We start from the raw sequence: 9,740 nt of genomic DNA, 5'->3' as shown, positions 1-9,740 counted from the left end.
CTGCGGTCTGCGGGGGCCTCGCGGCCCCTGCGGATTAATGAATGGTGGGGGCCGTGGTCGGGCCGTCGAAGTAGTCACGGTAAAGGTGGCGGAACGTCTCATACTCGTCCGAACCTTCGCGCAGTTCGTAAGCGTCGTTGCGACCGTCGCACGAATCCACGGCGATCAGGCGATCATCCGGGTAAATGTAGAACCGCTGCGTGACGGACAGGCCGCGCGTGGGGGAGTACCGCTGGTTAGCGGCTTCGGGCACTTCGGTCAGTGCGCCGGTTTCTAGGTCGGCTATCACTTGTTGGACGTTCATTTTTGTGCTTCCCGTGCTTCGTTGTCGATGAATAGAATCATAACGCACTTCTTGAATCACGTCAACACCTGTCACAAACAATTTCAGGCGACGACGAATGCGGAAAAGCCCCTCAAACGATAGGGGCTTTCGTGCCTGGCTGCTCACGGGTGCGAGTTGCGAGCGGCCATGCGCTTCTTATACCTGTCGAGCCGGGGAGCGTCAAAACTTAGGCGATTTGCATACACGGCGGGGCGATCTGGCACTCACGAACGAAAAAACCGCCTCGGTGCGCCGTGGCGCGGGGCGGGTTCGTCGTCACCGTTATCCGTTATTCGGGGCGGGCCGGGTAGGGGAAGAAACGTTCGCCCGCGTTGTATTTGGCGATCAGTTCATCCAGCATCGCCCCGTCGCCGAATTGGTACGCGATTGCCTTGGCATTGTCCGAACGGCGGAACGGGCCAAACGTGCCATCTGCCAGTCTGTCGAACGCGACATAGTTGCGAATCACCATGAAAATCGAGCCGTGGCCTTCCGGGTATTCCGCGAACTCACCGGGGGCGATCAGGTCACGCTTAGGGCCGCGCTTGCGCTTGGTCGGCGTGCGCTTCGGGTTGTCGGTGGACGGAAGAAACGTGCCGCCTTTGTAGAACTCGCCATTCTGGCCGATCTGCCCGCCTGCCTTTGCTCGTCCTGCGCTCATTTGAATCCCCTTGCTGTTGTGTTGTCGATGAAAATATTATAGTTCATGAATCACAACAACACAAGGGGTAAGCAATAAAAAGGCCCCTGCGGAGGGGCTTTGTTGGCGGGGTGCCGTGGCACGATGGGCCGGTTATTCGAAACGGTCGTGAATCGCTACCGCGCCGTAAAACGTGCCGCCGATCAGCTTTTCAACGGCTTCATTGAAACGGCTATCGGACGACGCGCCGTAGTTGCCGCCCATGCACGCGTTGCGGCGCGTCTCGATCCACTCATTGCCCGGTTTGACGGCGGGGACGATCTGCACGGTTCCCAGCGCGTTGCCCTTGACCAACATCGCGGCGGGGATGGTATCGCTCGGGTTGAACGGGCCGGGAACGTTGACGATGCACAGTTGATCGGCCTTGCTGCTAATGCCGTCCATCGTGCAGTCGATGTGCGAGCCGCCTTGCGATGCGCGGAAAACGTCGATATGCAAACCCATGTTTCTCACTCCAGTCGTTACTACGTTGTCGATGAGAAGCATTGTACTATCTGAATCACAACAACGCAAGCGACGGCGTGATTTATTTTCGGGGGCCGCTGCGTCGCCAGGTGAACCAGATGCCGAATCCGATAATGGCGCTCATAGTCACAAGGTAGAGAACGGAAAGGACGTTAGTCATCGGTGAGGGCGCTTAAAACGTCGCCTACGGTCTCGGCGGCGTCCAGGATGATCTGCAACGTCGCCCAAGCTAAAGCCGGTCTGCGGGGCTGCTGTGGGCCTCGGGGCCGCCTCTGCCTCGGCGGGCGGTCTCGGGGCGGCATTACAGGCCGTGTTCGTGAGTCATTCCAAGGGCCTTGCATCGGTCGTAAGCGCTCTTGGTTTTCCCTTCAATCGCTCGCTGACCGGCTGCATTCGCGAACACGGAACCCAGGTATCGATCCTCTTGCCGTAGCGCCTCGTTATACGCTTTCAGGGCCGCTTTCTGGTCTCGCGTCAGTTTGGGCTTTGCCACTTTCGGGCCTTCGGTTACTTCCCGGATATGGGCGCGGAGTTGGTTCGCTTGAAGCATCTTGTTCCCCGTTGTGCCTTGGCACGTTGTTGCGGCGTTTGTCGAATGAAACTATTGTACTTCTTGAATCACATTAACGCAAGGGGAATATTCGATATTTCGGGGCCAGGAATGAAAAACCCGGCACGGGGCCGGGTCTCGGTCTTACTGGATGCCGTGGTCGGCTTCATGCTGCGGGAACCTCGCTCATCCGTGTGCCGCCGTAGCGCATTTCGTACATGCGGGCAAAGTTTTCATCGCCGGGGCCATCGTCGCACGCTTGCGACGCGGAACCGGGTTTCAGGGGGAGCGTGAACCGGACGCGGGCTTGCTTGATTGCCGCATCCATATTTTCCGCCGCTGCCACCGTTCCGACTTTCTTACCGAAAATCGTTTCGAATCCCACGTTATAACGCTTGTCCATCAGGTCTCCAATGGCCCCAGGCGGGGCCGGTGAGTGTCAGGGGTTACAGGTAGTGCCAGCCGATACCGGGGCCGCGATTCATCCCCTCACAAACTCGGGTGCCGCCCGCGTCCATCAGCACAAGCGCGTGTTTGCCCCAACGGTCTTCGTACTGGCAAATGACGGTCCCTGCATTGTCGCGGGCGAATTCGCCGGGGCCGCATTCGCTGCCGATCCGCGCGCCCGATTCGGGGATGATCGGAGTCAGGATTGCCGCTGCGTATCTGGATTTTCGTGCCATCTTGATTCCCCTGCGAGCGTTGTCGATGAAAAACATTGTACTTTATGTGATTCATTAACGCAAGTTGTGCCGGTGGAATATTCGATATTTATTTGTTTTCTTCTCTGATACCTGCAACTGCAATCCTGTGCTGCATTGCCGTTCCAATAAAGAAGCCCCGGCGCGATGGTCGGGGCTTTGTTTGCTGTACTACGGCTGCTGCGCGTCAACCGGGCAGAAGGTCGCCCAATTCCGCCAGAATCGAATCCACTTCCTTCGCGCTGACCGGGCGAGCCTTGCGCACCGTGTAACCGGCTGCGCGAAGTTGCGTGATAACCGCGTCGGCGTGGATCGTGAGAACCTTGTTCGATCCGCCGTTCTGAGTCATCAGGTCGCTAACTGCCGTGCCTCCTTGCTGGCTGTCCGCAAAGAACGTGGTGAACAGGCCATCTTTCTTGTATGAAATATCGGTTTTCGTTGCGGTCGTCGTCATGGGTCGCTCCTGGCCTTCGGTGTTGCGTTGTCGATGGAAAGAGTATAACCTGCTTTCTGTGATTCATCAACTGTTTCTGCGCATCCAATAAAGAAACCCCGTCGAGTGACAGGGCTTTGCCGGTGGCGGTGGCGGGTGCCGGGTTAGAACAGCGCCGCTTGTCGATCATCCACAAGGGGCCATCCGAAGTATTCGAACCCGGCGCGAACCATACGCGAACCCAGGTGGGCGCGTAGCCCTTCGATAACAGCTTTCGAATCGCCCTGTTCGAAAATGTTGTCGAACTGTCGCTCCCCAAAGTCGAACGCGGTAAAAAACGCGAAGCTCGGGTTATCGAATCCTGCTTCGAACAAACGGCGCACGCATTCCACGCGCAGAGCGATAGAGTCTTGACCTTCCGGCTGCTTCGTCAAGTAATGAAGCCAGCAACCAAGCTCAAAATGATCGCGGACGGCTGCGCTCTCGATTGCGTGGTCCCATTTGTCGAGCGTCGTTTGCTTGCGTGCTGCTGTCGCGTTCAGGTCGCTGCAATCTCTTTTCAGTTGTGCGCGTACTGCCGGGGTAATGGGTGCGCGAACGCGTTGATGCAGTGCGGTCATCACGGCTCCTTGCCTTACGTTGTCGAGTTGTTATTATCTCGCACTTTACGTGATTCATCAACAGGAATATTCGAGCGCCAATGAAAAACCCGCCTTGGGGGCGGGTCTTTCATATCGACGGGGGAGCCGGGTCGGGGTCAGGCGTACATCAGGTCGTTATACAGACCGACTTGAACAATAGTGTCCAGCGTCTCCTGGTCAATGTCGCTCGGGTCGTCAGCTACAACGGCGATCACTACTACGCCCACGGCTTCCGCGTGCAGATTCGTTTCCGCCGTGCCTTCAATCAGCCTCTTGATGCCAAGCGAAAGCGTCTCGCCGTTGATCGTCTGCTGTACTGCGTGGCCGGGAAGCGGCTCAATGTCTGCACGAATGCGGGCGGCGGTCAACTTGCCGTCTGCGCTGTACTCGCGGTACTCGCCTTGCGCGTCTTCGTCCGGGTTAGCCCAATTGGCAATGATCGGGGATTCGCAAACATCAGCCAGTAGGGCTGCGGCGAATTCCGGCGAAAGCTGCTCGGTGACTGCAATTTTCATGGTTTCAGAATCCCAATGAGTGTTTCATGAGGGCCGAAGTCAGTTGATAAACCTGCTCGTCAGTCGCCTGGGGGAACGTGGCCTTAACTGCCGATTCGATCCGGTTCCATCCGTCCATCAGTGCGGCGATTGCCCGTGCGTCGCTGCTCACTTCTTGCCCTTCTTCTTCGCCTCGCGAGCGCGTTGCATTTCACGGCCAGCCTCGATTACCTCGGGGTTCTTCTCGCCCTGTGCGTCAAGCCATGCACGCACCTTTTCCGGGGTCATCCCGTCATAGACAAGCCACTGATTCGGCGTCATGCGGATAGAACGCTGCTCCAGGTTGTCCATACCGCGCTCGGCGTTGCTCGGGCGTCCGATGATGCCCGTGCGGTCTACGGCTGCGGGGGTCTCGGGCTTCGCCTTCGATGCCGTCGCGGGCTTCGTCTTCGCCACGGGTGCCGGTGCGGCTGCGGGCTTCGTTTTCGGGAGCTTCGCTGCCGGGGCCGGTGCGCGCTTGCCCGCCTTCGGCGTGGTCTTCGTTGCTGCCTTCGTTGCCATCATGATTCTCCCTATTCTGTGTCAGAGTGGGGCCGCGTTTCTCACGCCCCGTTAGTTGGTCAGGTAGCTCTTTCTTACGGGCGTTGTCGAATCACGACAACGCCCGTCCGAAAATTCTTTACACTGCTGCGACGATGCCGGTATTCGTGTAGCCGGGGTTCGCTGCGAGCCACGACGAAAGGGCGGCTTCGGCGTCTTCCATCGTGGGAAATGCGCGGGTCGGAAGAAACTGCGTCCCCAGGCATTCGTGAGCCTTCTCGATGTTTTCCTCGGTGGCATCGAAGCGGAGAACACCGGGAATCTTGAAACCCGCGAACCCGAACTTACCGGACGGAAATTCGATTGCTACTGCGTGGATTTCCTTGGCTGCGAACTTCATGTTTCGGTCTCCCGTGCGTGCTGCGTTTGTCGATGTAAAAATTATGCCCGCATTATTGCATCACGTCAAGTATTTTTGTACTTCAGAAACGAAAAACCCGCCATCGGGGGCGGGTCTCTCGGGACCGGTTAGGCTGCGGCATTTGCTCCGGTGCGTTCTGCGCGGACCTGTGCCAGTGCCGTGCTGTAGCCGGAACCGGCGTCAATCTCTTTGACCGCCTGAACCCAATTGCGGGCCGGTTGCTTGCCGTGCGTGTGGCGGCGTTTGAAGTGCGCGGCCATCGCCGTCATTGCATGGTCGATCGTGGGGGCCATGATCTTTACCACGTTTTCAGGGTAGGCGCTGCCGGTGGACGGGCGGCGGCGGCGAATGTTTGGGGTGAATGCCATGCGGGCGATTCCTGTCTACGGTGTCGGGGGGGGAACCCGGCGCGGGGCCGGGTCCGGTGGGATTAGGCGGGTTCGCCAGCGTAGCCAGCTTTGCGAGCGTGCTGCGCGGGAAGGATGACAAGCGGGGTTTCTCCCTCATCCGGCGTGGCACCGTAACCCCAGGACTCGCGAGCGTAGCGGTCAGCGTCTGCCAGCAATTCGCGCTCGGTCTTGTATTGCGGGCCGACTACGCGCGGTGCCTCGCCTTCCTTCGGCATCCCGTCGTGTACGTCCACGAATCGCCACAGACCGGGCATCTGGTTGAGATAAACGAGACCGGCGAAACGGGTGTGCTTGTACTTGCGGGTCATGCGTGGCTCCTTGCCTTAGTGGTACTGCGCTGTCGATGAAAAGTATTCTAACTCCCTTTCCGTGATTCAGCAATAGGGAGTATCGGATATTTCTACGCGGAAACGAAAAACCCGGCTCAGGGCCGGGTCTCTCGGGTGGGGCGGGTTGGCAATCAGCCGAAGTAGTCGATTTCGAGCGAGTGTGAACCAAACTCGCAATGCGGGACCAATACAGCGGCGGCGACTGCCATCCCGAAAGCATCGTCCAGGCCGGTGCCCATTGCCCCCATTGCCTCCATTGCGAGCGCGAAGCCGAAGTTATCGGGCGTCAATTCCTGATCGCCCTCGCCCGCGTAGAAGTCCTGCGCCTTTTCGAACAGCGCGGCAAGGTCGGTGGCGTCGTTCTTCGTCCGCAAGTCACAGGCGAGCGTAAAAGCGGCGTGGTGCGCTGCCGGGTCAACCGGGGCCGGAAGTACGTCCGCGAGGTTGCGGCCCGCCATGCTGCCGATTTGCGCCTTCAACGGCGACGTTCCATCGGCTTCCTCGTAAGCGGCGGCAAATGCGCTCATGAAAAACGCGCGGGCCATGCCGTCTGCAACTTCCTTCGCCGTGCCTGCGATGCTGAAAATTTCGTGCTTCATGGTGTTGGCTCCGTGCCTCGTTGTCGATAAAAGACATTGTGAATCACAACAACGTGCGCGTCAATCTCTTTTTGCATCACAAATGAAAAACCCGCCTCGGTGGGCGGGTCTGCTGCGGGGCATGAGCCAGCGCTTATCAATCGAGGTTGAAGTGCTGCACTGTCAAGCTCGATTGCAGGGGAACAACGTGCATCCCCCAGGCGGATTGCAGGGCGTCGAAGCTAGTCCGCATACCCGGCTTCACCTTTGGGGGCGGTAGCGGCTTGCCTGTCGCCCTGTAGCGGCGTTTAAGCATCGCCTCCTTGCCTGTTTTCGGGCCGCTATCTGCGATCACACATTCCCGGTCAAGCAAGTATCGAATAGCGTCCGACACCTCGCGCGAACTGCTTCGCAAATTCTCGGCCACGGCTAACCCGGCGACAATTTCTGCTACGGTGGCCGGGGCGCGCGGGGCGAGCCATTTAAGAATGGCTTTCGCATCGTTGTAGGTCTCACTCACGGGGTTGGTCTCAACTACGCACTGGCGTCGAAAAGCGGCGAGAAGTAGCGGCGGTGGCGCACCTGAAACTGCAACAAGTCCGGGCCTTTGACCTCTGACACGCGCCGCGATTCAGAAAGCATACCGTAGCGCAAGCCCGTACATTCGGTCTCCAACTGGATCACGCGCGACGAATCCGGCGTGATATAGAACTGGAGCCGTGTCAAAAGGCCGGAATCGGTCGAATGACGGGTAATACTCGATCCCGAAACCTCGGTCATCTGCCCTTGGGTAATTTCCCGCAAAACTCGTGTTGTGTTCATTGCAATATATTATGGTTGTGGCGATGGTGGGGGCTATACCGGCCTCCTGCGGTCTATGCGCTTGTCCTCCTGTTCGTTGTCATGGCGTCGGCGTCGCCCCTGCGTCTCTGCCTTGAGAATCCAATTCGGTACTTCGGCACATCAAACGGTTAGCCCCGCGTTTGCTGTGCCTGATATTCGATTGCCGCCCCGATGGAGCGGCGTCCAGCGGGTCCACGTTAGAGCGTGAGGCCGGGGATGGACTGCATTGCGAAGGCGCTCACGGCAATGCCGCCGAACGTTGCGAAAATGATTTGGGCTTGCTGCGAGAAAAGCGATTTCATTTGACACACTCCTGTCAGTGGGCGGGCGTCTGTGTTGCTGCACATTGGCTCGCGTTGTTTAGGGACCAATCCCCAATTGCATTAGAGTCTACGACTCTTTACGAATCACGTCAACATTCGTCACACCAATAATGTTAGAGACGTGCGTCTACGCAACAAAACGCCCGCACGCGGCGGGCTTCTTATCGACGGCGGGGCCGGTTATCGCGGGCGGTCTCGCGGAGTGCCGATCACGCGCGCGGACGCAAACGTTTGCGCACGGCCATGCTTGAACGTGGCGCGAGTGAGGCACGCCGCAACGAGTGTTTACGGCTGAAACGCCGCTACACTTGAGGGGTGTTGACGATGCAAAATGCAAGAACATGTGGCTTCGGCTGAACAAAGCCGTCGAGCAGGTAAGCCGGGGCGACCCTTACTTCTGCCCAACAATGTCATAGACGAATTTCGCGGGGTCGGCCATTTCGACCATAACGAAACGCATAGCACGCAAGTTGCGGAAACTGCTGCCGTTGTCGGTCGCGATCTTCAATGCCCTACGGGCCATTGTCTTCCACTCCCAAACGGCTTGCACGCTCCCGCTGAGAACGTGGGGCGGGACGATCCAGCAAAGGCGTGTGATTTCGTCGCGTAGCTCCTGACACTCGCGGGCCAGTTCTTCCGCCGTCGCCTTCGATAACTCCACCTTTCCCTCGGTCCTCATTATGTGCTCACGAAAGCGGCCCCTGTGTTAGCGGGCCGGGGTTCATCACATGCGGGCGGCGTCTTGCCCGCGAAGGTATGCAGCATACATGCGGCTAGTCTTCCAGTCCGCTGGTTCCGCCATCCACACGCCACGCATGGCGTCGTTCCAGCCGTTGTTGAACGCCCGAACTTCGATTTCTTCTGCTGCCATGTTCCGCACTCCCGGTAGTTTGACGATCCGGCGTTGCTGCGCCGTCTTACTGGCCCCTCGCTGCTGAACCAGTAAGAGCATTATGCCATCGTTGTTGAATCACGTCAACACATGTCACAAATATTATTCGATTTTCTTCGTGTCTTCCGTGGGCGGTTCCAGTTCGGGGCACAGGGACAGTGCGAGCGCTCGGGCTTCCTCGGGGCTGAGAACCACCGAACCGAACGTTGTTTGCGTGCGCGTGCGCGTGCCCTTGCTTCGGGTCGGCGTCTGCGCAATCATCAATTCGATTTGCGCTTCGTCGGTGCCTTCACGCACTACCCGGCGCGTAAGAATCCGCACATAACGATTATGGTCAACGTCGCCGCTCCACGTTTCAAAGCGCGTGTTTCCGTCTCCCTGCTTTGCCGGGGGCGTGAAGATAACGCGTCCGCTCAATCCGCTCATACTGGCTCCTGTGTCGTCTGGTGGCCCTGCGTGGACCGGTTGGCGATCTGCGCATTGGCGATCAAGCGGGCGGCGGCTGCATCCCAATCGAGGGCCGCGCATTTGCGGGCTATGGCAAGGCAATCAATGGCCCTGAATTTGCCCAGGCTGCGGGCGTGTCTGTAATAGCGTCGAACGGTCATGGTGTGAGGGTGGCCCCTCGCGGGGCCTTTGTCGTTAGTGTTTGTGTTCCCAGGCGCGGAGGTCGCGAATCAGCCACTTTTCCCAAACTGCGGTCCCGTCTGCCGCCTCGTCTACTGCGACGTATGCGACGGTCTTCAACAGGCGAAGCGGGCGGCTCTCGCCGTGCGAGAGGATCAGGCGGTGGGTTGCTCCTTGCTCCAAGTCCCAGGCGTGCGGCGTCGGTTCGAACCAATGCGTTTTCTTGTTCTCGATCAGCACGAAGTTACCTGCGGTCTTCGGCGCGTCTGCTGCCGGGGTCGGTGCGAACGTCGCGACGGTGGCCGGGGTGGGTTGTGCTTCGTAGATCATGCCGCGCTCCTGAGCGTTACTACGTTGTCGATAAAAGACATTATGAATCACAATAACGATGGAGTCAAGCACTATTTGAATCACAAACGAAAAAGCCCGCATCAGTGGCGGGCTTTCGTCTGCTGCGCTCGGGGATCA

The 9,740-nt window shown here is 58.6% G+C and carries 19 protein-coding genes; all 19 read right to left on the bottom strand.

Annotated elements, in window-relative coordinates:
• Positions 1–34: 34 nt before the first annotated feature.
• Complete coding sequence (locus P3T25_RS25100) at positions 35–451, bottom strand: hypothetical protein (protein ID WP_429359253.1); 417 nt, start codon at positions 449–451, stop codon at positions 35–37.
• 163 nt (positions 452–614) lie between these two features.
• Positions 615–986, bottom strand: a complete 372-nt coding sequence (locus P3T25_RS25095; RefSeq protein ID WP_429359252.1) for a hypothetical protein — start codon at positions 984–986, stop codon at positions 615–617.
• A gap of 132 nt (positions 987–1,118) precedes the next feature.
• On the bottom strand, positions 1,119–1,469 hold the full coding sequence (locus P3T25_RS25090; protein ID WP_429359251.1) for a hypothetical protein: 351 nt from the start codon (positions 1,467–1,469) through the stop codon (positions 1,119–1,121).
• Between the two features lie 737 nt (positions 1,470–2,206).
• Positions 2,207–2,443, bottom strand: coding sequence for a hypothetical protein (locus tag P3T25_RS25085; RefSeq protein WP_429359250.1), 237 nt, complete (start codon positions 2,441–2,443; stop codon positions 2,207–2,209).
• A gap of 43 nt (positions 2,444–2,486) precedes the next feature.
• Complete coding sequence (locus P3T25_RS25080; protein WP_429359249.1) at positions 2,487–2,723, bottom strand: hypothetical protein; 237 nt, start codon at positions 2,721–2,723, stop codon at positions 2,487–2,489.
• A gap of 205 nt (positions 2,724–2,928) precedes the next feature.
• Complete coding sequence (locus P3T25_RS25075) at positions 2,929–3,195, bottom strand: hypothetical protein (protein ID WP_429359248.1); 267 nt, start codon at positions 3,193–3,195, stop codon at positions 2,929–2,931.
• A gap of 143 nt (positions 3,196–3,338) precedes the next feature.
• A complete protein-coding gene (locus P3T25_RS25070) occupies positions 3,339–3,794 on the bottom strand; it encodes a hypothetical protein (protein WP_429359247.1) in 456 nt (151 codons plus the stop codon).
• A gap of 137 nt (positions 3,795–3,931) precedes the next feature.
• A complete protein-coding gene (locus P3T25_RS25065; RefSeq protein WP_429359246.1) occupies positions 3,932–4,330 on the bottom strand; it encodes a hypothetical protein in 399 nt (132 codons plus the stop codon).
• Between the two features lie 147 nt (positions 4,331–4,477).
• Positions 4,478–4,873, bottom strand: a complete 396-nt coding sequence (locus P3T25_RS25060) for a hypothetical protein (protein WP_429359245.1) — start codon at positions 4,871–4,873, stop codon at positions 4,478–4,480.
• A 115-nt stretch (positions 4,874–4,988) separates the two neighbouring features.
• Complete coding sequence (locus P3T25_RS25055; RefSeq protein WP_429359244.1) at positions 4,989–5,249, bottom strand: hypothetical protein; 261 nt, start codon at positions 5,247–5,249, stop codon at positions 4,989–4,991.
• Between the two features lie 128 nt (positions 5,250–5,377).
• Positions 5,378–5,638: a hypothetical protein gene (locus P3T25_RS25050; protein ID WP_429359243.1), complete on the bottom strand. Its 261-nt coding sequence runs from the start codon at positions 5,636–5,638 to the stop codon at positions 5,378–5,380.
• Positions 5,639–5,700: 62 nt separating this feature from the next.
• Entirely contained in the window at positions 5,701–5,988 is a 288-nt protein-coding gene (locus P3T25_RS25045) for a hypothetical protein (protein WP_429359242.1), read from the bottom strand.
• A 152-nt stretch (positions 5,989–6,140) separates the two neighbouring features.
• On the bottom strand, positions 6,141–6,608 hold the full coding sequence (locus P3T25_RS25040; protein ID WP_429359241.1) for a hypothetical protein: 468 nt from the start codon (positions 6,606–6,608) through the stop codon (positions 6,141–6,143).
• A 136-nt stretch (positions 6,609–6,744) separates the two neighbouring features.
• Positions 6,745–7,107 (bottom strand): hypothetical protein, encoded by a 363-nt coding sequence (locus tag P3T25_RS25035; RefSeq protein ID WP_429359240.1) that lies wholly within the window; start codon positions 7,105–7,107, stop codon positions 6,745–6,747.
• Between the two features lie 14 nt (positions 7,108–7,121).
• Positions 7,122–7,409, bottom strand: a complete 288-nt coding sequence (locus P3T25_RS25030; RefSeq protein WP_429359239.1) for a hypothetical protein — start codon at positions 7,407–7,409, stop codon at positions 7,122–7,124.
• 735 nt (positions 7,410–8,144) lie between these two features.
• Entirely contained in the window at positions 8,145–8,276 is a 132-nt protein-coding gene (locus P3T25_RS25025; protein ID WP_429359238.1) for a hypothetical protein, read from the bottom strand.
• A gap of 201 nt (positions 8,277–8,477) precedes the next feature.
• Positions 8,478–8,624, bottom strand: a complete 147-nt coding sequence (locus P3T25_RS25020; RefSeq protein ID WP_429359237.1) for a hypothetical protein — start codon at positions 8,622–8,624, stop codon at positions 8,478–8,480.
• Positions 8,625–8,747: 123 nt separating this feature from the next.
• Complete coding sequence (locus tag P3T25_RS25015) at positions 8,748–9,071, bottom strand: hypothetical protein (RefSeq protein ID WP_429359236.1); 324 nt, start codon at positions 9,069–9,071, stop codon at positions 8,748–8,750.
• A gap of 216 nt (positions 9,072–9,287) precedes the next feature.
• Positions 9,288–9,602 carry a hypothetical protein gene (locus P3T25_RS25010; protein WP_429359235.1) on the bottom strand — a complete coding sequence of 105 codons (315 nt, stop codon included), beginning with the start codon at positions 9,600–9,602 and terminating at the stop codon, positions 9,288–9,290.
• Between the last annotated feature and the right edge of the window lie 138 nt (positions 9,603–9,740).

This window comes from Paraburkholderia sp. GAS32 (genome assembly GCF_050434225.1).
In the GTDB taxonomy this organism is placed as follows: Bacteria; Pseudomonadota; Gammaproteobacteria; order Burkholderiales; family Burkholderiaceae; genus Paraburkholderia; species Paraburkholderia madseniana.
This window is presented reverse-complemented; position numbering and strand designations above follow the sequence as displayed.

What these genes read in the sequence shown, in the direction of transcription:
- P3T25_RS25095 (WP_429359252.1), bottom strand. Translation starts at nt 986, where the DNA reads ATGAGCGCAGGACGAGCAAAGGCAGGCGGGCAGATCGGCCAGAATGGC.
- P3T25_RS25090 (WP_429359251.1), bottom strand. Translation starts at nt 1,469, where the DNA reads ATGGGTTTGCATATCGACGTTTTCCGCGCATCGCAAGGCGGCTCGCAC.
- P3T25_RS25085 (WP_429359250.1), bottom strand. Translation starts at nt 2,443, where the DNA reads ATGGACAAGCGTTATAACGTGGGATTCGAAACGATTTTCGGTAAGAAA.
- P3T25_RS25080 (WP_429359249.1), bottom strand. Translation starts at nt 2,723, where the DNA reads ATGGCACGAAAATCCAGATACGCAGCGGCAATCCTGACTCCGATCATC.
- P3T25_RS25075 (WP_429359248.1), bottom strand. Translation starts at nt 3,195, where the DNA reads ATGACGACGACCGCAACGAAAACCGATATTTCATACAAGAAAGATGGC.
- P3T25_RS25070 (WP_429359247.1), bottom strand. Translation starts at nt 3,794, where the DNA reads ATGACCGCACTGCATCAACGCGTTCGCGCACCCATTACCCCGGCAGTA.
- P3T25_RS25065 (WP_429359246.1), bottom strand. Translation starts at nt 4,330, where the DNA reads ATGAAAATTGCAGTCACCGAGCAGCTTTCGCCGGAATTCGCCGCAGCC.
- P3T25_RS25060 (WP_429359245.1), bottom strand. Translation starts at nt 4,873, where the DNA reads ATGATGGCAACGAAGGCAGCAACGAAGACCACGCCGAAGGCGGGCAAG.
- P3T25_RS25055 (WP_429359244.1), bottom strand. Translation starts at nt 5,249, where the DNA reads ATGAAGTTCGCAGCCAAGGAAATCCACGCAGTAGCAATCGAATTTCCG.
- P3T25_RS25050 (WP_429359243.1), bottom strand. Translation starts at nt 5,638, where the DNA reads ATGGCATTCACCCCAAACATTCGCCGCCGCCGCCCGTCCACCGGCAGC.
- P3T25_RS25045 (WP_429359242.1), bottom strand. Translation starts at nt 5,988, where the DNA reads ATGACCCGCAAGTACAAGCACACCCGTTTCGCCGGTCTCGTTTATCTC.
- P3T25_RS25040 (WP_429359241.1), bottom strand. Translation starts at nt 6,608, where the DNA reads ATGAAGCACGAAATTTTCAGCATCGCAGGCACGGCGAAGGAAGTTGCA.
- P3T25_RS25030 (WP_429359239.1), bottom strand. Translation starts at nt 7,409, where the DNA reads ATGAACACAACACGAGTTTTGCGGGAAATTACCCAAGGGCAGATGACC.
- P3T25_RS25025 (WP_429359238.1), bottom strand. Translation starts at nt 8,276, where the DNA reads ATGGCCCGTAGGGCATTGAAGATCGCGACCGACAACGGCAGCAGTTTC.
- P3T25_RS25020 (WP_429359237.1), bottom strand. Translation starts at nt 8,624, where the DNA reads ATGGCAGCAGAAGAAATCGAAGTTCGGGCGTTCAACAACGGCTGGAAC.
- P3T25_RS25015 (WP_429359236.1), bottom strand. Translation starts at nt 9,071, where the DNA reads ATGAGCGGATTGAGCGGACGCGTTATCTTCACGCCCCCGGCAAAGCAG.
- P3T25_RS25010 (WP_429359235.1), bottom strand. Translation starts at nt 9,602, where the DNA reads ATGATCTACGAAGCACAACCCACCCCGGCCACCGTCGCGACGTTCGCA.